We start from the raw sequence: 21,603 nt of genomic DNA, 5'->3' as shown, positions 1-21,603 counted from the left end.
CGTTATGCAGCCAACAAATCTTTCGCATTTGCTAAGGTATTTTTGGTGACTTCACTTCCTGCTAATAAACGGGCGAGCTCTTGTAAACGTTCTTTTCTCGATAATAGTTTCATTGAGGTTTCTGTTTCTTCACCGTTTGTTTCTTTATTAACAAAATAGTGTTGATGTCCACAGCCGGCTACTTGAGGTAAGTGAGTGACACACATTACTTGAGTTGATTCACCCAATTCTCGTAATAATTTTCCTACAATTGCGGCTGTAGGGCCACTGATCCCCACATCCACTTCATCGAAAATTAAGGCTGGTGTATCCATTTTTTTCGCTGTGATCACTTGAATTGCGAGTGCAATGCGAGATAGCTCACCACCAGAAGCCACTTTAGAAAGAGCTTGGTGAGGTTGTCCAGGATTTGTGGTGACATTAAACTCAACTTTTGTGGCACCGTCGATTTGTAGTGAACTGTCATCAAAGTAAGTATCAACGGTGAAATAACCATGAGGCATTGATAACTGATGCATACTGTTAGTGATAAGTTGGCTTAGTTCATTAGCATATTGTTGGCGAACCTGATGTAATTGTTTAGCAATATTTAACGCAATTAAATGATCTGCTTTCACTTGTTCGATTAACGTTTCACAATCATCATTTTGGCGAAGTAAAGCATTTTTCTCTTCAATTAATTGCTGATGAAGGACATATAATTCTTCAGGTGCTACGCGATGTTTACGTGACAAACTAATGTATTTAGACATACGTTTTTCAACTTCAAATAAGCGATTAGGATCCATTTCTAAACGATCGCTATAGTGGCGAAGTTCGTCACTAACTTCACTAATTTGAATTGTGGCTTCTTCTAGCATCTCTAATAATGAATTAAATTGACTCTCCATAGAGGTAAGTTCTGCAATTTCATGTTTAGCGACATTGAGCATACTTAAAATATTTTGCTCTTCGTTGTCACTTAAGAGTTGCAAGCTATTTTGGCTTAAGGTCAAAAATTGTCCACAGTTAGATAGACGTTTATATTCTTGATCTAATTCAGGATATTCACCTTGTACTGGTTGGAATTCATTGAGCTCTTTTAAATGATAATCAACAAGTTGTTGTCTTGCTTCTCTTTCTAGAGAGAGTTGTTGAAACGAGGCCAATGTCTGACAACTTTGATGCCATGTTTGATAGGCTGACTTCATGCTTTTTAATAAAGCAGGTTCATGAGCATAAATATCAAGCAGTTGTTTTTGATAACGAGGTTCTAAAAGTTGCTGATGAGCATGTTGCCCATGAATTTGGATAAGTAAAGAACCTAGCTCTCTTAATTGTGAAAGGGGTACGGAAGTACCGTTGATAAAACCACGAGAACGCCCATCAGCAGAGATGGTTCTTCTTAATAGGCATTCGTTATGATCATCAAGATGATGTTCTTCAAGCCAACGCTGTGCCGACGGCGTGTCAGAGAGTGAGAATCGTGCACATAAATCTGCTCTAGCTGCACCTGGGCGCACCATATTGGCATCACCACGGTTACCTAAGCATAAACCTAGTGCATCAATGGCAATAGATTTACCCGCACCCGTTTCACCCGTAATGGTAGTCATGCCGCCAGAAAAATCGATTTCAAGTTCACGGACTATGGCAAAATGACTAATAGTTAATTGAGTCAGCATAGTGCCTCTCCTGTGTATAAAAACATATCTGTAATTACATACAGTATAAACTGGTTTTTTATACAGTAAAGTAGTGAGGCACAAAAATTAGAACATTTTTTTTGACCAGCCTAATTTTGAGCTAAGTGTATTAAAATAATTATAATCAGTCGGATGAACCAAATTGAGTTTTTGACGGCTGCGTTTAATGATGACTTCATCGCCTTCTTTAATAGGTAACACTAATTGGCTATCACAACTTACTTCATAATCGATATTTGTTTGTGAGAATTTTAGGCGAATTTGGCTATCGCTACTGATAACTAAAGGGCGTGCTGACAGAGTGTGGGGAAACATAGGTACAAGCGCAATAGCATCAAGATTGGGCGTTAAAATAGGGCCCCCAGCAGACAATGAATAGGCGGTTGAACCTGTGGGGGTAGCAATAATTAAGCCGTCAGAACGCTGTGAAAAGGCAAAGCGATCATCAATATAAACCTCAAACTCAATCATATGAGCCACTTTACCAGGATGAAGTACCACTTCATTTATCGCTGTACCAATGCGTGTTCTTTGACCTTCTGCGCAGACTCGAGCTTCAAGTAAGAAGCGTTTTTCTTCACGATAGTGCCCTGCTAAGACATTGGTTAATTGTTGTAAGGCATTATCTGGATCAAGATCAGTAAGAAAACCTAAGTTACCACGGTTAACGCCAATGACTTTGATATTATAGCGTGATAACACACGCGCAGCACCGAGCATGTTGCCATCACCCCCGACGACAATAACGAGATCAGCGACTTTACCCACTTGTGTTAAATCACCCGTTTGTGCATTTTCAAGTTTTAGCTCTTGAGCGACTTGTGTATCAATAATAACATCATAGCCTTGAGCTTGTAGCCAATGATAAAGCATTTCATGTGTTGAAAGTGCCTCAGGGTGGCGGGGATGGCCGACAATGCCAATGCATTTAAAGTGTTTTTTTTCTGTTACGGTATTATCTGGCATTTTTTTACCCTCGTTTTGCGCCAATTCCTTGAAACCCGTTTATTGATCCCCATAATAAACTAAATATGAAGATGAATACCAAAACTACGCGGAGATGTTCATGAGTAGTAAAGAACAAAATGTACATGAAGAGCAAGTCTCAAAAGAAAAAGAAGGAATGGGATCTGTAATGGATGATTCTCAAGAGCAGGTAATGACCGAAGAAGCACAAGCGGATTTCAATGCTCAAGCTGAATTAGTTGAGGCATTAGCGCGTATTGATTCTCTTGAAAAACAACTGGAGCAATCACAAAAAACAGAGCGTGAAGCCATGGCCCGTGCTTTAGCTGAAGTTGAAAATGTGCGTCGTCGTACTCAACAAGATATTGAGAAAGCACATAAATTTGCACTTGAAAAATTTTCTAATGAGTTATTGCCAGTACTTGATAATTTAGAGCGCGCTTTATCTGCCGCTGATCATGAAAATGAATCGCAAAAACCAATGATTGAAGGGTTAGAGTTAACACTGAAGTCATTCTTAGATGCCGTTCGTAAATTTGGCATTGAAGTGGTTGAAGAAAAAAATGTGGCATTCAACCCCGATGTTCACCAAGCGATGACATTGATTGATAGCCCTGAACATGAATCTAATCATGTTGTTGATGTTATGCAAAAAGGATATACCTTAAATGGTCGTTTATTACGCCCAGCTATGGTTATTGTTTCTAAATAGCATTAATAAAGTATTCGTTATTACACGTTTTATTAGGTGTAGATAAAGTAAACCGCACAATATGAAGTTTATAAATCTTCTTGTTATTGTGCGGTTTTATGTTTTTAAAGACAGGAGTTACTCAATCGAGTCGAGATACCAATTGATAGGTGTTCGGCCTTGTTGCTGTAAAATATCATTAGCCTGTTTAAAATGACCACAGCCTAAAAAGCCTCTATGTGCAGAAAGTGGTGATGGGTGAGGAGCTTTTAAGATAACGTGTTTATTTGTATCAATAAAACGACCTTTTTTCTGAGCATGTGCTCCCCAAAGTAGGAAAATAACCCCCTCTCTACGCTGATTAATTTGTTCAATAACAGCATCTGTAAATATTTCCCAACCATAATTAGCGTGAGAATGTGCTTGGCCTTTCTCTACGGTCAATACGGTATTAAGCAATAAAACCCCTTGTTTTGCCCAGCTTTCTAAATAGCCATGGTTAGGGCGTCTAAAATCAGGGTATTCTTTTTCAAGCTCTTTATACATGTTAACGAGTGAAGGGGGAGCAGGTACACCTGGGCGTACTGAAAAAGAGAGTCCATGAGCTTGATTTGGGCCGTGATAAGGATCTTGTCCTAAAATAACAACATTCACATTTTCAAAAGGCGTAAAACGAAAAGCATTAAAAACGTCTTCTTGAGGGGGATAAATAATTTTGCCGGCTTCTCTTTGTTGTGCGACTTGAGACATAATTTGATGAAAGTAAGGCTTTTCTTTTTCAGCACCGATTACATCATGCCAAGTTAATGCGGTAGTCATAACATAAAATCCTTATTGATATCTTATAGTGCCTAAGCTTACAGATTTCATTGAATGAATGAAAATATAACGGTTTAAAAATTAGAATTAATTGAATTTTCAAATTTTCTTTTAAAATTTACAAAAAAAATTGCAAATGAAGAGGGAATGATTATTGATTTAAAACAACACTTTGCGCCTTGATCAGCAAAGTGCTTATGAATTTTATTGATATTAATCAAAGAATGGCGCCATTTATACTGGTATATAAGTAGATAGAAACATTGGTTAGACCAAATACCCAAGTTCTGATACGAGATTGGAATTTGATTTTGTGCCCATATTGGAGGTCGAAATGATTACTGGTATCCAAATTACTAAAGCTGATAACGACGATTTATTACACTCTTTCTGGTTATTAGATGATGAAAACGGCGAAGCTCGTTGCATCTGTGCTAAAAAAGGCTTTGAAGAAGGCCAAGTGATTAACCGTAAAGAGTTAGGCAATATCGAATACCGTGAAGTACCTGTAGAATCTAAACCGGTTGTTCGTGTAGAAGGTGGTCAACACCTTAACGTTAACGTATTAAGCCGTGAAACATTGGAAGATGCAGTTAACAATCCTGAGAAATATCCTCAATTAACTATTCGTGTTTCTGGTTATGCAGTGCGTTTTAATTCACTGACTCCAGAACAGCAACGTGATGTTATTACTCGTACTTTCACTGAAAGCCTGTAATTTCTCACTAAAGTAATAAGTTAATACCAAAGCTCGATATGAAAATATCGGGCTTTTTTTATACACGATAAACATTATTGAATAATAAAAAACCGTAGCGATATTAATTCGCTACGGTTCTAAATAAATGAAGAAATAATGCAGACTATTCGCTATCTGTTAGCGTTTCTTTTGCTGAGTTTACTGGTGCTACACTTTTTGTCGTGCTATTGGTTGCCGTTTTACGACGCTTACCAATATTTTTACGATCGCGAGCGCGTACTTTCTCTTTAACTGTTTTTTTCTCTTCGTCTTTTTTCGCTTTACGTTTAGCCAGCACTTTTTTAGATGGTTTAAACGTTGCTTTTTGACTCGGTGCTTTAGTGGTTGGACGTAGCTCAGCGACAACACGGTATTTAATTGGCTCTTGAACATAACGGCCAATCTTACCTAATAATGGATGATCGTGTGCTTCAACCAATGAGATAGCGATACCTTTACGGCCCGCACGTCCTGTACGACCAATACGGTGCAAATAGACGTCAGCAGTACGAGGTAAATCAAAGTTAAACACATGAGTGATGTCGTCTAAATCAAGACCACGAGAAGCAACATCTGTCGCGACTAATACATTCATTTGGCCTGATTCTAATCGTTTTATTGCATCATTACGTTGTGTTTGCGCCATCTCACCTTCAAGATAGCTACATTTAATACCTTGTTTTTCTAATGCAGAGACGAGTTCTCTTACTCGTTCTCTTTTACGTACAAAGACAATCGATTTTTTAACATCATCTTGCTTTAGCAATGCTGCCAGTAATGCTGTTTTATGTTCAAGGTTATCAGCATGATAATAGAACTGCTGAATTTTTTTACGTTCACGACGTGACGGATCTGCATTCAGTTCAACAGGTTCATTAAGGATACGTTGTGCAAAATCAATGACGGCATTACCTTCAAGTGTTGCAGAGAACAATAATGTCTGTTTGCGCCAGCGAGTTTCGCCCGCAATGGTTTCAATATCATTAGCAAAACCCATATCTAACATACGGTCTGCTTCATCTAAAATCAGCATTTCTACCGCGCGGCAGTCAAAATTTTCTTCTTTGATGTACTGTAATAAACGACCTGTTGTTGCAACAACGATATCTTGATTTTCGCTGAAAACTTCAGCGTGATTCATATAAGCAACACCGCCCGTGATAGTGGCGATATCTAAATGTGTATGCGCACATAATTCTTTTGCCTGCTCGGCAACTTGCATGGCAAGTTCGCGTGTTGGTGTCAGGATAAGAATACGTGGCGGGCCTGATTTTTTACGTGGGTAATCAAGCAAGTGTTGAATTGCCGGAAGCAAAAAGGCCGCAGTTTTCCCTGTGCCTGTTGGCGCAGAGCCTAAAATATCACGTCCATCCATTGCTGCTGGAATAGCATCTGCTTGAATTGCAGTAGGACGTTGATATCCTTTTTCTTCTAATGCGGTCAATAAACTTTCATCAAGTTCAAGACTAGAAAATGTCGTGGCTGTCATTGTATACCTCTGTTTAGGGCGCGGATTTTGACATTATCCCCTGCTAAAAGCCAGCAGATTTACCGCTATCACATTATATATTACCGATAGACGAAGGTATTCGTTGTTTTTAGGCTTAATCTAAATAAGCGCGCATCGTATACAAATAGTTTAATGTTAAGATAGGGGTTGCAGAAGCTTTATCATACCATATATCTCTTTTTCAATGACATGAATGATAAGTAATAAAAAAGAGATAGTAATACGAATCAATAGAGCCAATAGATGAATCAAAAGAAAGTGAAAAAAGCGGGATTACGCAAAGGCGGTTTTACATTTAAACAATTTTTTGTTGCTCATGATAAGTGTGAAATGAAAGTCGGGACAGATGGTGTCTTATTAGGTGCTTGGGCACCTATTGAAAATGTAAAAAAAGCTCTTGATATCGGTACGGGAAGTGGATTAGTTGCTTTAATGTTGGCTCAACGGGCAAACCAAATTGAGTCTATTGATGGCATTGAACTTGATGAAAACGCAGCATTACAAGCTACAGATAATGCCCAAGCATCACAATGGTGTTCATTAATTCATATTTATCATTGTGATATTCATCATTATGTAGAACAAACACAAGATAAATATGATTTAATTGTCAGTAATCCTCCTTATTTTGAGCCAGCAATTGCTTGTCGCAATGATATTCGTGAACAAGCTCGTTATACCAAAACGTTAACGCATGAGGGATTATTGGACAGTGCACAATCACTTATTACAGATAACGGTTTATTTTGTGTGGTGTTGCCCTATGCTATTGGTGAACAATTTATTGAAATAGCAGAAAAAAAAGGATGGAATATTGCCAAACGAGTGAATATCAAAGATAGTGCAGACAAACCTTATCATCGAATATTGTTAGCTTTTCAAAAGCAAAGTGAAAGTTGCATTGAATGTAATATAGAAGAGCTTATTATTCGTCATAATGAAGGTCATTACACTGATAAGTTTCAATCTTGGGTAACTGACTTTTATTTATATTATTAAATCTATATTTAATATTACATTGTTTAAGATAATATATATTGTTGTAAGTAATCGTATATATCTAAATAATATCATTGTGTTATCGTTTCTTTATTGGCAAATTGCATGTTGGTCGGTGATCACCCTGATAATTTTTTTGTGATTCATCTCTTAAAATAATGATTGAATTGAACTTCATACTATTTTTACGCTCTAAGTCACGTAGCTCATAAAAACGAGAAGGAATAACGAGAGTAAATATGACGGAGTCATTTAAAAATAGTGCGAAGCTTGACTTCGGGAGAGTCCATCTCTAATGAGCGAGCAGTTAACGGACCAAATGTTGGTTGAAAAGGTACAAAATGGTGACCAGAATGCGTTTAATTTGCTGGTTATCCGCTATCAACACAAGGTAGCAAGCCTGATTTCCCGTTATGTACCACAGGGTGATGTGCCAGATGTTTCGCAGGAAGCCTTTATTAAAGCTTACCGTGCCATAGGTTCTTTTCGTGGTGATAGTGCTTTTTATACATGGCTTTACCGCATTGCGGTGAATACTGCAAAAAATTATCTGGTCGCACAAGGGCGACGTCCGCCTTCGAATGATTTAGATGCGAGTGATGTTGAAAATTTTGAATCACCAAACGCATTAAAAGAAATTTCGAACCCTGAGAATTTAATGTTGTCTGAAGAGTTACGGAGAGTAGTTTTTCACACCATAGAGTCATTACCTGAAGATTTAAGGGTTGCTATAACACTTCGGGAACTTGATGGACTGAGCTATGAAGAGATAGCCGTCATTATGGATTGCCCTGTCGGAACAGTACGTTCACGTATTTTTAGGGCGCGAGAAGCTATTGATAATAAGGTTCAACCATTAATACAAGAGTTTTGATTGTGGGTGAACCATCATTGACTGAAAGGTACTTTTACATGCAAAAAGAAAAACTTTCTGCATTTATGGATGGCGAAGTTCTTGATAAAGAATTAATGGGAACAATTGCGCGTGATGACTCCATGAAAGAGACATGGCAACGTTACCATTTAATTCGTGACACAATGCGTGGTGATGTAGGTGAAGTAGTCCACTTTGATATCGCAAGTCGCGTTGCGCTCGCTTTAGAGAATGAACCTGTCCGCATAAGTCCTGAACAACAACGAGAGCAGCAACCTGCGCCATCACAATGGCGTCAGCACTCTTTCTTACAAACGTTACGTCCTTGGGCAAGTCAGTTAACTCAAATCGGTGTCGCGGCTTGTGTTTCATTAGCTGTTATTGTTGGTGTTCAGCAATATAATGGAAAGAATGGTTCTGAAGATTTCCAAGTAGACACACCTGTATTTAATACCCAACCTATTATGGGTTCAGGTGCGCCAGTAAGTTTAAATCTTCAAAACGATACTTTAGGCAAAGACCAGCAAACACGTTTACAAGAGCGCAATCAGCGTCTTGGCTTAATGTTACAACAGTACGAGTTAGATCGTCGTATTTATAATGCACCACAAAATGAAGCACCACTGAATGAGCAAGGTGTAACTCAACCAGTAGTAGCACAGCAATAATAACGACGTGAATGTATAAATAACGTGTGGGAATAAAACAGTCGTAATGAAAAAATCATGGTTATCCGCCTTATTGTTGGCGGGCAGCCTGTCAATGTCGATACAAGCCTTGGCACAACCTCAAACAGGTAGTGTCGAGGCTTTGTTGCAAAAGATGGGTCATACAAGTCAAACTTCTACCTATGAATTATCTTTTATCAATATCAATTCTCAAGGTATTGTTCCTATTCGCTATCGTCATGCTCTTATTGATGGCAAGCCTATTGCACAACTAATGCAAATGGATAGTACACGCCGTGAAATTGTTCAACGTGGTAATGAAATTAGCTATTTTGAGCCAGGATTAGATGCCTTTAGCTTGAGAAATGATCATATCGTTGATTATGTTCCTGCTATTATCTACCAGGATTTCAATGAATTATCGGGATATTATAACTTTATCGATGCAGGTAGAACCCATATTGGTGATATTCCGAGCCGTGTTGTTCGAGTGCTATCAAAAAATAATGACCGTTATGATTATGTCTTGTTTATTGATGAAGAAAGATATCTTCCTTTAAGAGTGGATCTCTTAGATAAAAATAATGACATTATTGAACAATTTAGAGTGATCACGGTGAATGAAGGCAATGAGGTTGAAACAAAATTGAGTTCATTGCGTACTGTGAATATGCCGCCAGTGTTACTTATCCCTAAATCTAAATCTTTAGTTTATAACTGGTCAGTCAGCGAGTTACCTGATGGTTTTAAAGAAGTAAAACGTAGTAATCATCAGATTTCTGAAACTGAGTTTAGTCAGTCTATTTTATTTAGCGATGGCTTATTTGACTTCTCTATTTATGTTAATAAAAGTGGTCAGCAAACAAATTCGCCCGAACGCGATAAAATGTTAAGGTATGGTCGTAATACAATTTATACCTATGACAAAGAAGGCAATGAAATTACCTTTATTGGTCAATTACCATTTTCTACAGCACAGAAGATAGTCAACAGTGTTGTATTTACGAAAAAGTAAAAGGTATAAGTTATGGTTAAAGAGTGGGCAACAGTTATACATTGGCATGAAGGAAGAGCGTTATTGCGCTACGGTTCCTCTTCTGGCTGTGGTAGTTGCCAAGCTCGTGCAGCGTGTGGCTCTTATTTATTAAATAAAATAGGACCCGAAACTGTTCACCAACTCGAACTTCCTGTTGCACAACCTTTAGTTGAAGGGCAAAAAGTGGAAGTTGGGATCCCTGAAAATAATTTACTTCTTTCTGCTATGTTGGTGTATTTAACGCCACTGATTGGCTTATTTATTGTCGCGGGCATTGCGAGCCTTTGGTTTTCCAGTGAGTTTGCTATTTTTTGTAGTGGCCTTATTGGTGGTCTTCTTGGCTTTTTATTAGCAAAAAAAGTGGCAACATGGTGGAGTAGAGATGAAGGATTTGAGCCTGTTATATTACAAATAGGCCTTCCTCCTCATGAACTTAAGGTTCAATTTCAAGAGTAGTTAGCAGATAAAAAAGATGGGGCATTAGCCCCATTATTTTTTGTTTGGCTAATTTCATTATTGTTTTCATCTCAAATTAACGCGTTTCAATATCTGGAAATTACCTTAAAAAAATCACAAATAAATGTAAGTCTTAGCATAAATGTTTGTGTTTGATGAACGTTTCTTTGAGTATAATGTCTCTAGTGTGTAGAATGCGTCATCAATAATAACTCCTGCAATATAGAGTTTTCGCTTTGTGTCCATGAATGACTCCAAAGCCAGATTTATAGAGCAAAGCAATAGAGAAAAATAATTTCAGAATGAAAAACATACGTAACTTTTCCATTATCGCACATATTGACCACGGTAAATCGACGTTATCAGATCGAATTATTCAAATTTGTGGTGGCTTATCAGATCGTGAAATGGCTGCGCAGGTTCTTGATTCTATGGATCTTGAGCGTGAACGTGGTATTACAATCAAAGCGCAAAGCGTAACCTTGAATTACACCGCAGATGACGGTGAAGTTTATCAGCTTAACTTTATCGATACCCCTGGACACGTTGACTTCTCTTATGAAGTATCTCGTTCACTTGCTGCTTGTGAAGGCGCCTTATTGGTCGTTGATGCAGGACAAGGGGTTGAAGCACAAACATTAGCAAACTGTTATACAGCGATGGATATGGATCTCACCGTCGTTCCGGTTTTAAATAAAATAGATTTACCTGCGGCTGAACCTGAGCGCGTTGCTGAAGAAATTGAAGATATCGTGGGTATTGATGCCACAGATGCAGTACGTTGCTCCGCAAAAACAGGTATAGGTGTTAAAGAAGTTATTGAACGTCTTGTCAAAGAAATTCCAGCACCTGAAGGTGATCCTGAAGCCCCATTACAAGCATTGATCATTGATTCATGGTTTGATAACTATCTTGGTGTTGTTTCACTGATCCGTGTTAAAAACGGTAAAGTGAGTAAAGGCGATAAAATTAAGGTGATGAGTACTGGCCAAGTTTATAACATTGACCGTATTGGTATTTTTACACCAAAACAAATTGATACAACATCATTAAATTGTGGTGAAGTAGGCTGGGTTGTTTGTGGTATTAAAGATATTTTAGGTGCCCCTGTTGGGGATACCTTAACAGCAGCACAAAAACCAGCAGATAAACCATTACCAGGCTTTAAAAAAGTGAAGCCACAGGTTTATGCGGGTTTATTCCCAATTAGCTCTGACGACTATGAATCATTCCGTGATGCATTAGGAAAACTAAGTCTTAATGACGCATCATTATTCTATGAACCAGAAAGCTCAACAGCGTTAGGTTTTGGTTTCCGTTGTGGTTTCTTGGGTCTTCTTCATATGGAGATCATCCAAGAGCGTTTAGAGCGTGAATATGACCTTGACCTGATCACAACAGCACCAACCGTTGTTTATGAAGTTGAAATGACCAATGGTGATATTGTATTAGTGGATAGTCCGTCTAAATTACCGCCACTGAATAATATAGAAGAAATCAGAGAGCCTATTGCTGAATGTCATATGTTATTACCGCAAGAATACTTAGGTAATGTAATTACTTTATGTATCGAAAAACGCGGTGTTCAGACCAATATGGTCTATCATGGTAATCAGGTCTCATTGACTTACGAAATTCCAATGGCTGAAGTGGTCTTAGATTTCTTTGACCGATTAAAATCCACATCACGCGGTTATGCCTCTTTAGACTATAACTTTATCCGCTTCCAAGGCTCTAACATGGTACGTGTCGATGTCTTAATAAATGGCGATCGTGTTGATGCATTAGCATTGATTACACATAACGATAATGCACCTTATCGTGGACGTGAATTGGTGGAAAAAATGAAAGAATTTATTCCACGTCAACAGTTTGATATCGCTATTCAAGCAGCAATTGGTAACCATATTATTGCTCGTTCAACTGTTAAACAGTTACGTAAAAACGTATTAGCCAAATGTTATGGTGGTGACGTTAGCCGTAAGAAAAAACTGTTACAGAAACAGAAAGATGGTAAAAAACGTATGAAGCAAATTGGTAATGTAGAGTTACCACAAGAAGCGTTTTTAGCCATCCTTCATGTTGGTAAAGATAAATAATTTAAGGAGAAAACATGGCTAACACGTTTGCCTTGATCCTAACGCTGGCAACGCTAATAACGGGAGTTTTTTGGGGAATTGAGCGTTTTAAGCTCAAACCTGCCCGAAAAGCAAAACTAAAGCGTCTTCAAGATATGACGCAAGGTACCGAGGATCAGCAAGAGTTAGCAAAATCAATTAATAAGCCAAGCTGGGCTGAAACCTTAGGTTCTCTCTTTCCAGTATTGATTATTGTTTTGGTTCTGCGTTCATTTGTGTATGAGCCGTTTCAAATACCTTCTCGCTCCATGATGCCAACCTTATTGGTTGGCGATTTTATCTTGGTTGAAAAGTTTGCTTATGGATTAAAAGATCCAATAACACAAACAACGTTAATAAATACAGGAAAGCCAAAACGAGGTGATATTGCAGTCTTTAAATATCCTCGTGATCCTTCTACTGACTTTATTAAACGCGTTATTGGGTTACCGGGTGATAAAATTGTTTATGATATGATGTCGAAAAAAATACACATCTACCCAAATTGTAATAAAGCGATTTGTAACGATGAGATTTCGGTAACTTATGGTACCGCTTATCCAAGTGAATGGACGCTGTTGTTACAAAATGTACCGGGTGGTCAGCGTATAAATGGCATGAAATCAATTCCAATTGAAGATCCTATTTCAACAGCAACTCAATTACGTGAAGAAGAACGCGTAGAAACGATAGGAAAAGTCTCTCACCGTATTATGACAATACCTGGTGATATGACGATGCCTGAGTTTATCCAACCAGGATTACCCGTTGGTACTTGGATTGTCCCTGAAGATCATTATTTTATGATGGGGGATAATCGAGATGGAAGTTCAGACAGTCGTTTCTGGGGGTTTGTGCCAGAGAAAAATTTAGTCGGTAAAGCGACAACGATTTGGATGAGCTTTGAAAAACAAGAGAATGAATGGCCTACAGGCGTTCGTCTCAGTCGTATCGGTGGCATTAAGTAACTATTGACAAAATAGCTACAGCATTCCTTTCTATCTCAGTGTAGAATATGCCACTTCTTTAAATATGATTGGCTCCTGTTATTCACAGGAGCCAGTGCAAACGCAACAGTTCTGTTATCCAACCCGATAATCTCTCGTTGTCTTAAACAGATTTGTTGCGTGTGCTTCAAATTAAGTTATGGAACTTGATCGCACATGAATACTTTATTAGTAAACCAGTTACAAAAGAAACTGGGCTATACTTTTACGCAAAATGAATTATTACTACAGGCTTTAACGCATCGTAGTGCAAGCAGTAAACACAATGAACGTTTAGAATTTTTAGGTGATTCAATTCTAAGCTATGTTATTGCTAATGCGCTCTATCATCGCTTCCCTCGTGTTGATGAAGGGGATATGAGCCGAATGAGAGCAACGCTTGTTCGTGGTAATACACTCGCTGAATTAGCACGTGAATTTGAACTAGGCGAATGTCTGCGTTTAGGTCCTGGAGAATTAAAAAGTGGCGGTTTCCGCCGAGAATCAATTTTAGCGGATACGGTGGAAGCTTTAATTGGTGCTATTTTCCTTGATAGTGATATTCAAAATATCGAAAAAATTATTTTAGAATGGTATGAGAATCGTTTGGCTGAAATCAGCCCAGGCGATAAGCAAAAAGATCCTAAAACTCGTCTGCAAGAGTATCTGCAAGGGCGCCATCTACCACTACCATCTTATATTGTGGTACAGGTTCGTGGTGAAGCCCATGACCAAGAGTTTACGATCCATTGTCAGATAAGCGGTATCGATCAACCCGTCAAAGGGATGGGCACAAGCCGTCGAAAAGCTGAACAAGCCGCTGCTGAACAGGCATTAATACAATTGGAGCTTGAATGAGCGAAGAACAAACCTATTGCGGATTTATTGCGATAGTCGGTCGCCCAAATGTGGGAAAATCAACACTACTGAACCAATTATTGGGGCAGAAAGTTTCTATTACATCACGTAAACCGCAAACAACGCGTCATCGTATCATGGGTATTGATACTGATGGTGTTTATCAAGCGATTTATGTTGATACACCAGGCTTGCATATTGAAGAAAAGCGAGCCATCAATAGACTAATGAATCGTGCGGCAAGTAGCTCGATTGGTGATGTTGAATTGGTGATTTTCGTTGTTGAAGGTACCAACTGGACGCCTGACGATGAAATGGTATTAAACAAATTAAAATCATTGCGTTGCCCTGTTTTATTAGCAATTAATAAAGTGGATAATGTTATTGATAAAACCAAGTTACTTCCACATATTGGCTTTTTAAGCCAACAAATGGATTTTCTTGATGTTGTGCCAATTAGTGCAGAAAAAGACATGAATATCGATACGATTGCTAAAATTGTTCGTAAATGTCTGCCAGAAGCTATTCATCATTTCCCTGAAGATTATATTACTGATCGCTCTCAACGTTTTATGGCGTCAGAAATTATTCGTGAGAAATTGATGCGTTTCTTAGGTGAGGAACTACCTTATTCTGTCACTGTTGAAATTGAGCAATTTGTTACTAATGAACGCGGTGGTTACGATATCCACGGATTAATTCTGGTTGAACGTGAAGGCCAGAAAAAAATGGTTATTGGTAATAAAGGCGTAAAAATCAAGAAAATTGGTACTGAAGCCCGTATGGATATGGAAGACCTATTTGAAAACAAAGTTCACTTAGAACTTTGGGTGAAGGTTAAAGCTGGCTGGGCTGATGATGAACGTGCTTTACGTAGCCTTGGCTATGTGGACGATTTAAAGTAGGTAACTGAAGTGGATGGCTGGCAACGTGCATTCGTTATCCATGCTCGACCTTACAGTGAAACGAGTTTATTACTCGATTTTTTCACTGAAAATGAAGGGCGAGTACGCATATTGTCAAAAGGTGCTCGAGGCCGTCGTTCACCCCTAAAAGGGGCACTTCAACCTTTTACTCCTTTGCTCATTCGTTGGAGTGGGCGAGGAGAAGTTAAAACACTTCGTGATGCTGAACCTATCTCTTTAGCTTTACCGCTGACAGGCTCTGTTCTTTATAGTGGCCTGTATCTTAACGAACTCTTATCTCGTGTTTTGGAAAATGGCACTTCTTACAGTGTGCTTTTTTTTGAATATCTTTCTTGCTTACAAATTCTTGCGGCTAGTGACACTACATCTGAAGCGGCCTTAAGACGCTTTGAACTGGCGTTATTAACTCAACTTGGTTATGGCCTAGATTTTCTGCATTGTGCCGGAAGTGGAGAGCCTGTTTCAGATTCGATGACCTATCGATATCGAGAAGAAAAAGGTTTTATTGCGAGTTTAGTGGTTGATCATAATAGTTTTACTGGATTTGAATTAAAATCCTTAGCCAGTCGCGAATTTCCTACTGTGGAAACATTAAAAGCGGCAAAAAGATTTACCAGAATGGCATTAAAACCCTATTTAGGCGGAAAACCATTAAAAAGTAGAGAACTTTTTAGACAATTTGCTATTAAAAAAGCCCCAAAGAAAAGGGCATTGATAGTAGAACAGTAATATTGTCTTTTTCTTCTCTATGGAATGTGTAAACTAAGGTAATGCAACGTTATTTTTCAGGAGAAGAGCATGACTGATATTCTACTTGGCGTTAATATTGACCATATCGCCACCCTTCGTAATGCCCGTGGCACAACATATCCCGATCCTGTACAAGCGGCTTTTGTTGCAGAACAAGCGGGCGCTGATGGTATCACTATTCATTTACGTGAAGATAGACGTCATATCACTGACCGTGACTTAATGCTGATAAGCCAAACAGTTCAGACAAGATTAAATCTGGAAATGGCAGTCACTGAAGAGATGATTGAGATCGCGTGCCAAACACAACCTGATTTTTGTTGTTTAGTGCCTGAGAAACGCCAAGAAGTAACAACTGAAGGTGGTTTAGATGTTGTTGCTAATGAAGAAAAAATAGCAGATGCCATTAAACGCTTATCTTTAGCGGGTATCAAAGTTTCTCTGTTTATTGATCCTGACCATGAACAAATTAACGCTGCAGATCGTGTTGGCGCACCTTTTATTGAGATCCATACTGGCGCTTATGCTGACGCTGAAGATGAATTGGCTCAAGAAAAAGAATTTGTACGTATTCGTGATGCAGTGACTTATGCTGCATCTAAAGGCTTAAAAGTGAATGCAGGGCATGGTTTGCATTATCACAATGTACAGCGCATTGCTGCCTTACCTGAATTGTATGAACTGAATATTGGTCATGCCATTATTGGCAGAGCAGTATTTAGTGGCTTAGCACCTGCAGTTGAAGAAATGAAACGTTTAATGCGAGAAGCGCGTCGCTAATGGCTATTGTTGGTTTAGGTATGGATATTGTTGAAATATCGCGTATCGAAGGAATTATAGGGCGTTCTGGTGAACGCCTTGCCCGTCGAATTCTTACTGAAACAGAGTGGGAAATCTATCAGTCACATAAACAACCTATACGTTTTTTGGCCAAGCGATTTGCAGTAAAAGAGGCTGCGGCAAAAGCATTAGGTACTGGTATCCGTTTAGGGTTGGCTTTTAATCATTTTGAAGTGCGCAATGATGAGTTAGGCAAACCCACACTGCATTTTTTAGCGGTTGCCAAAGAAATGGCAGAGAAAGCGGGGATAAACTCTATTCACGTAACACTTGCTGATGAACAGCGCTATGCTTGTGCGACAGTTATTTTAGAAAAATAGCTCTCTTAGATTTATCACCCACAAAATTATGGATTAAGATTTAGATCTTATCTGCGTGATGGATCAACACAAATTTTTCCCATAATTCATCTTGAGATTCAGTATGAGCAGGATCAGTGATGATCGTGTTGGTAATGGGACAAACCGATTGGCAAGTTGGTTTATCGTAATGTCCTACACATTCAGTGCAAAGGTCAGGATTAATTTCATAAATATCATCCCCCATTGAAATAGCATCATTCGGGCACTCGGGTTCACACATATCGCAGTTGATGCATTTCTTCGTAATTAGTAAAGCCATATCAGTCACTTAATATATAAATTATTAAATTTCAGTAACTTATATCTTGCACTTATATGTTACCATCTATCAGTTGTGTGTCGCTATATCCGATAAAGTAGTGTTTTATCATTCAAATAGGAATATTACCCCAATCTTTTTGCTTAATAGGCATTAAGTAAGGGGGAGTAAGATTACCATTTATAGGGAATTTCCTAAAGTAGCATCGCCCAAATGGTTTATTAGAATGTATAAATAAAATATTAAATACTTGCCAATGAAGAAAAATGAAAGTCAGTTGCACTAATATTATTACGTAATATTTTTAATGTTGGGTTTTCTGTTGGTGATAATGTTCAAATAAGGGGGGATACTATGCCAACACTGTTTAATATGTGGACGTTTGCACTTTTATCCTTGGGTTTAGTGCTAACACCGGGCCCTAATATGATTTACCTGATTTCACGCTCAATTTCTCAAGGAAAAAAAGCTGGATTTATTTCATTAATCGGTGTGGCTGTTGGCTATATTTTTTATATGTTATTGGCTGCATTTGGTATTACCGCAATTTTTATGGCAGTGCCTTATGCTTATGATACCTTGAAAATTTGTGGTGCAATTTATCTGCTTTATATTGCTTGGCAGTCTATTAAACCCGGTGGTCGTTCTATCTTTCATCCGAAAAAACTCCTTTCAGGTAATACGACAAAGCTCTTTGTGATGGGATTTGTCACTAATCTTCTCAATCCTAAAATTGCATTGATGTACCTTTCACTTTTGCCCCAATTTATAACTATTGGAAATGGCAGTGTATTAAATCAATCATTAGTTCTTGGCAGTATCCAAATTATTATTAGTATTGCGGTGAATGCCTTGATTGTTATTGCTGCGGGTTCAATTGCAGGGATCTTTATACAAAGACCACGTTGGGCATTAATTCAACGTTGGTTTATGGCAACAATTTTAGGGGCTTTAGCGATTAAATTAGCAACAGAAGTCCGTGTAAACTAAAGTTATATCTGGCTATTTTTATCATAAACAATTCATGGCAATCTCTTTAGTTATCAATAGAAAACAGGGTACAATATCCCGCTATATGATAATGAAGAGATATCCTTGTGAATAAAGTTAAAGATGATATTTATTGGATGCATAAAGCGATTGAGCAAGCGCACAAAGCACAAGAAATCGGTGAAATACCGGTGGGTGCTGTATTAGTCGTCGATAATAAAATCATTGCTAAAGGATGGAATCATTCAATTATCGATAACGATCCCACGGCACATGCAGAGATTATGGCATTACGTAAAGGGGGAAAGCATTTGCAAAATTATCGTCTTCTCGATGCTACCCTCTATATTACTCTCGAACCATGTGTGATGTGTGCTGGAGCGATTGTGCATAGTCGTGTAAAACGAGTGGTTTATGGTGCGTCTGATTTAAAAACAGGTGCGGCTGGCTCATTTATTGATATCTTACAGCATCCCGGAATGAACCATAAAGTTGAGATAACATCAGGTGTATTAGGCGAAGAGTGTTCACAGCTTTTAAGTCAATTTTTTAAGATGAGAAGGGCTGAAAAGAAACAACTTAAAAAGCAAAAGATTAGCCCTGTTTTAGTCAATACGGAACAAACAACAAAATAAATATCTATTTACTGATAATTAAGGGTATAGGTTGCTTGTGCTTGGAAAGGTCCTGTTAGCAATGTTTGATTTTTCAGCGCAGAGGGTGATGCCTCAACATACGTTATAAAATTAAATTGAATACGTTTATTATTAAGAAGTCGAGTAGTGCTCGGCTTTTTTAATTGAATAACATTGCGTTGAATATCGGTAAATACAATCCCGATACTTTTAGGATCTTCAGATCCTGTTCCAATAACAGCAAGATGATCCGGCATTGTCGGATGCTCTTTTCCATCAAGTGTAATTGTGACACTTTTATAAATATCTTGGCTGCAATTTTCTAAACTAATACTAAAAGCAACGGGTTCACTTTTTTGAAAGGTATAGAGATCTTTTGCGGATATCTGCTTGAAGTCGATTACTTTATTTTCATCACCAGCAACTATGGTACAACCATGTGCAACCACAACGCCTTTAAACTCCATATCACCGCCAATAAGCTCTGTTGCAGCAAAGGTAGAAGGCGACAGTAACAATAAAAGAGAAATAGCAGATTTTATTAGTGGATTTTCCATTACATAAACTCCGCAACTAATGTGGCATGTGCTGAAAACTCACCTTCTGTAATTTTGCTCCCTGTCTTTGCAATAGGAGCCGCAGTGACTTCCCAATTACCTTTAAAATTATTCAGCTTCCCGACAGAAAAATATTTATTAGGTGGCACAATCGTTCCTGATTTGTCTCTTAAAACAATACCTAAATTTGTTCTATCTACAGGTCCTGTTGTGCCGAGATAATTAGGGTTAAAGCTAGCGACACCTGAGCTTCCTGTTTGAATTTTAAACATAATTCGACTGTTAGGATTAGTAAAACTACCACCTTCACATTTAATTGGAATATTGCGCGTGATCTTGTAGTTTTGGCCATTCAAATAATCAGAAGTATTACCAACATTACCAAAATCAAAGGTAATTGGAGAGCCATTATTAAATATGCATTTATCTTCCGTGGTTAATATTCCTGAGCTAATCACTAATTTTGAAATTGGCTCAGGGCCATACTCTCGATATAAGCCATTACCTACACGGGCATACATTTGAGCTACAGCTTGCCCTGTTAATGAAACCCCATTAATAATCGGTTTTTTCAGGCGAAACACTAATACACCGCTACTTCCTGATGACATGTTGGGTTTTGGTGATTCAGGAATACGGCAACCTTGTTGTCCATTTCGATTGTTAGGTTTTTCAATAAAAGGAACGATAGGAAGTGATTCAGGACCCCAAATAGAAAATTTGATTTGAACATCGACGTATTCATTAAGTTCATAGTAATTATTACCTAAATAGCGTAGGTCAGAATTCGCCATATAATAAGTGCGAGAATTCGGAACTAAGGGATCTTTAGGACAGTAAACCGTTGCTAAATATCTATCAGGCAAAGAAAAATTTACTGTGGCAGTTTCACCGGGTCTGTTATTAGGAAATGTTGCGTTATTTAACTCAACTCTAAAAATATTAGGGCCTCCAACAGTGCGGACTTCACCATGAATATAAGCAGATGCCACAATTGGAGTACATAATATTGCGCCAGTAAAAAATAATTTTAGCGTATTGAAATAAAAATTTGCTGTTGTTGGTTTCATTTTATTCCTACCGGCGTCAAGTTAATTAATATTTTGGTTGTTGTTCTTTCGGGGCCACTTTGCAGCTATTTTGTTGGCAAACAAATTTCAATTCAGGATGTCCACCATAATCATTTACATACATCATATAAAATTGATTGACGTTACTGGTTTTAACGGGAATTTCCAGTGACGATTTAGGTGCAATCATTAAACCAGGGAATGTCGTTAATTTATCACTATCTTCACCATTTAATTTATTCGAAAGACCAATAATGGTGATGTAGTAAGGTGTTGGATTTTCTGCAATAAATTGATTACCTTGTTTTTTAAACATCAACTGATCTTGCCAAATCATACCTGGTTTTTCAGGAATAATAGCCGTAGGTCGATAGAATAATTTAATCCGTGATTGCATTGCCATTTGCAACACATTCGCTTGTTTTGGTGCTGGTGGGATCTCACGAACGTTTAAATAAAATAGCGATTCTCTATCTTGCGGCAAAAGCCCAATTTCTGCAGTTTTGGTTATTCTCACAACACCTTTTTGGTCACCATCAAGACGTTGTAAAGGGGGAAGCGCCACTAAAGGAGAAGCAATTTTTTGCCCGTGTTCATTTTCAACCCATGATTGAGCCAAAAATGGGATATCAGGACTCGTATTTTTTAAATTTACGCTGGCTGAATTTTCATTACCAGTTAATACGATCCGCGTTCTATCTAATGACACACCAGCTTGTGTTGTATTCACCATGCTTAATACAAGTAATGAACCGCAAAAAAGTTTTTTAAGTGTGTTGAATGTGTTCATACATTTATCTCTAGTAATTC

The 21,603-nt window shown here is 38.1% G+C and carries 24 protein-coding genes; 16 read left to right on the top strand and 8 right to left on the bottom strand.

From position 1 onward, the window contains the following. Positions 1-2: 2 nt before the first annotated feature. Positions 3-1,664: a DNA repair protein RecN gene (gene recN / locus JEP40_RS11745; RefSeq protein WP_198623694.1), complete on the bottom strand. Its 1,662-nt coding sequence runs from the start codon at positions 1,662-1,664 to the stop codon at positions 3-5. A gap of 87 nt (positions 1,665-1,751) precedes the next feature. Beyond that, positions 1,752-2,651 carry an NAD(+) kinase gene (gene nadK / locus JEP40_RS11740; RefSeq protein ID WP_198623693.1) on the bottom strand — a complete coding sequence of 300 codons (900 nt, stop codon included), beginning with the start codon at positions 2,649-2,651 and terminating at the stop codon, positions 1,752-1,754. Between the two features lie 100 nt (positions 2,652-2,751). Between nadK and grpE the strand changes: the two genes are divergently transcribed. Continuing rightward, entirely contained in the window at positions 2,752-3,363 is a 612-nt protein-coding gene (grpE, locus tag JEP40_RS11735) for a nucleotide exchange factor GrpE (protein ID WP_087803270.1), read from the top strand. Between the two features lie 117 nt (positions 3,364-3,480). Here the strand turns inward: grpE and ung are convergent, their stop codons facing one another. Beyond that, entirely contained in the window at positions 3,481-4,161 is a 681-nt protein-coding gene (gene ung, locus JEP40_RS11730; protein ID WP_198623692.1) for a uracil-DNA glycosylase, read from the bottom strand. A gap of 334 nt (positions 4,162-4,495) precedes the next feature. Between ung and grcA the strand changes: the two genes are divergently transcribed. After that, positions 4,496-4,879 (top strand): autonomous glycyl radical cofactor GrcA, encoded by a 384-nt coding sequence (gene grcA, locus JEP40_RS11725; RefSeq protein ID WP_023581591.1) that lies wholly within the window; start codon positions 4,496-4,498, stop codon positions 4,877-4,879. Between the two features lie 145 nt (positions 4,880-5,024). Here grcA and srmB read toward each other — a convergent pair whose 3' ends face one another. Further along, positions 5,025-6,389 carry an ATP-dependent RNA helicase SrmB gene (gene srmB, locus JEP40_RS11720; protein WP_198623691.1) on the bottom strand — a complete coding sequence of 455 codons (1,365 nt, stop codon included), beginning with the start codon at positions 6,387-6,389 and terminating at the stop codon, positions 5,025-5,027. Positions 6,390-6,653: 264 nt separating this feature from the next. Here srmB and trmN point away from each other — a divergent pair, with 264 nt between their 5' ends. The 12 genes from trmN (at position 6,654) to acpS (ending at position 17,240) form a co-directional block, all read left to right on the top strand. Next, a complete protein-coding gene (trmN, locus tag JEP40_RS11715; RefSeq protein ID WP_198623690.1) occupies positions 6,654-7,409 on the top strand; it encodes a tRNA(1)(Val) (adenine(37)-N(6))-methyltransferase TrmN in 756 nt (251 codons plus the stop codon). 295 nt (positions 7,410-7,704) lie between these two features. After that, positions 7,705-8,283 carry an RNA polymerase sigma factor RpoE gene (gene rpoE / locus JEP40_RS11710; RefSeq protein ID WP_023581594.1) on the top strand — a complete coding sequence of 193 codons (579 nt, stop codon included), beginning with the start codon at positions 7,705-7,707 and terminating at the stop codon, positions 8,281-8,283. A 38-nt stretch (positions 8,284-8,321) separates the two neighbouring features. Further along, positions 8,322-8,951 (top strand): anti-sigma-E factor RseA, encoded by a 630-nt coding sequence (gene rseA, locus JEP40_RS11705; protein ID WP_232799263.1) that lies wholly within the window; start codon positions 8,322-8,324, stop codon positions 8,949-8,951. Positions 8,952-8,997: 46 nt separating this feature from the next. Next, positions 8,998-9,966, top strand: coding sequence for a sigma-E factor regulatory protein RseB (gene rseB, locus JEP40_RS11700; protein ID WP_198623688.1), 969 nt, complete (start codon positions 8,998-9,000; stop codon positions 9,964-9,966). 12 nt (positions 9,967-9,978) lie between these two features. After that, complete coding sequence (rseC, locus tag JEP40_RS11695; RefSeq protein WP_198623687.1) at positions 9,979-10,443, top strand: SoxR-reducing system protein RseC; 465 nt, start codon at positions 9,979-9,981, stop codon at positions 10,441-10,443. Positions 10,444-10,745: 302 nt separating this feature from the next. Further along, entirely contained in the window at positions 10,746-12,542 is a 1,797-nt protein-coding gene (gene lepA / locus JEP40_RS11690; RefSeq protein WP_115350079.1) for a translation elongation factor 4, read from the top strand. 14 nt (positions 12,543-12,556) lie between these two features. Continuing rightward, a complete protein-coding gene (gene lepB / locus JEP40_RS11685) occupies positions 12,557-13,528 on the top strand; it encodes a signal peptidase I (RefSeq protein ID WP_198623686.1) in 972 nt (323 codons plus the stop codon). Between the two features lie 195 nt (positions 13,529-13,723). Then, positions 13,724-14,404 carry a ribonuclease III gene (gene rnc, locus JEP40_RS11680; RefSeq protein WP_198623685.1) on the top strand — a complete coding sequence of 227 codons (681 nt, stop codon included), beginning with the start codon at positions 13,724-13,726 and terminating at the stop codon, positions 14,402-14,404. Continuing rightward, positions 14,401-15,309: a GTPase Era gene (era, locus tag JEP40_RS11675; protein WP_198623684.1), complete on the top strand. Its 909-nt coding sequence runs from the start codon at positions 14,401-14,403 to the stop codon at positions 15,307-15,309. The genes rnc and era overlap by 4 nt, the downstream gene beginning before the upstream one ends. A gap of 9 nt (positions 15,310-15,318) precedes the next feature. Continuing rightward, complete coding sequence (gene recO / locus JEP40_RS11670; RefSeq protein WP_072068721.1) at positions 15,319-16,059, top strand: DNA repair protein RecO; 741 nt, start codon at positions 15,319-15,321, stop codon at positions 16,057-16,059. 69 nt (positions 16,060-16,128) lie between these two features. Next, positions 16,129-16,860, top strand: coding sequence for a pyridoxine 5'-phosphate synthase (gene pdxJ / locus JEP40_RS11665; RefSeq protein WP_198623683.1), 732 nt, complete (start codon positions 16,129-16,131; stop codon positions 16,858-16,860). Next, positions 16,860-17,240, top strand: a complete 381-nt coding sequence (gene acpS, locus JEP40_RS11660; RefSeq protein WP_198623682.1) for a holo-ACP synthase — start codon at positions 16,860-16,862, stop codon at positions 17,238-17,240. The genes pdxJ and acpS overlap by 1 nt, the downstream gene beginning before the upstream one ends. Positions 17,241-17,280: 40 nt before the next feature. Here the strand turns inward: acpS and JEP40_RS11655 are convergent, their stop codons facing one another. Next, positions 17,281-17,541 (bottom strand): YfhL family 4Fe-4S dicluster ferredoxin, encoded by a 261-nt coding sequence (locus JEP40_RS11655; RefSeq protein WP_198623681.1) that lies wholly within the window; start codon positions 17,539-17,541, stop codon positions 17,281-17,283. Between the two features lie 354 nt (positions 17,542-17,895). Here JEP40_RS11655 and JEP40_RS11650 point away from each other — a divergent pair, with 354 nt between their 5' ends. After that, entirely contained in the window at positions 17,896-18,531 is a 636-nt protein-coding gene (locus JEP40_RS11650; RefSeq protein ID WP_198623680.1) for a LysE family translocator, read from the top strand. 107 nt (positions 18,532-18,638) lie between these two features. After that, positions 18,639-19,166: a tRNA adenosine(34) deaminase TadA gene (gene tadA / locus JEP40_RS11645; RefSeq protein ID WP_198623679.1), complete on the top strand. Its 528-nt coding sequence runs from the start codon at positions 18,639-18,641 to the stop codon at positions 19,164-19,166. Between the two features lie 8 nt (positions 19,167-19,174). Here the strand turns inward: tadA and JEP40_RS11640 are convergent, their stop codons facing one another. Genes JEP40_RS11640 through JEP40_RS11630 form a run of 3 tightly spaced genes read right to left on the bottom strand, consistent with a single transcriptional unit; the run spans position 19,175 to position 21,583 of the window. Then, a complete protein-coding gene (locus JEP40_RS11640) occupies positions 19,175-19,723 on the bottom strand; it encodes a fimbrial protein (protein ID WP_198623678.1) in 549 nt (182 codons plus the stop codon). Continuing rightward, positions 19,723-20,793 (bottom strand): fimbrial protein, encoded by a 1,071-nt coding sequence (locus tag JEP40_RS11635; protein WP_198623677.1) that lies wholly within the window; start codon positions 20,791-20,793, stop codon positions 19,723-19,725. Before JEP40_RS11635 ends, JEP40_RS11640 begins: the two co-directional genes overlap by 1 nt. Before the next feature lie 25 nt (positions 20,794-20,818). After that, positions 20,819-21,583: a molecular chaperone gene (locus JEP40_RS11630; protein WP_198623676.1), complete on the bottom strand. Its 765-nt coding sequence runs from the start codon at positions 21,581-21,583 to the stop codon at positions 20,819-20,821. Positions 21,584-21,603 lie beyond the last annotated feature (20 nt).

The sequence above is a fragment of the Proteus vulgaris genome, assembly GCF_016239305.1.
Lineage (GTDB): Bacteria > Pseudomonadota > Gammaproteobacteria > Enterobacterales > Enterobacteriaceae > Proteus > Proteus vulgaris_C.
This window is presented reverse-complemented; position numbering and strand designations above follow the sequence as displayed.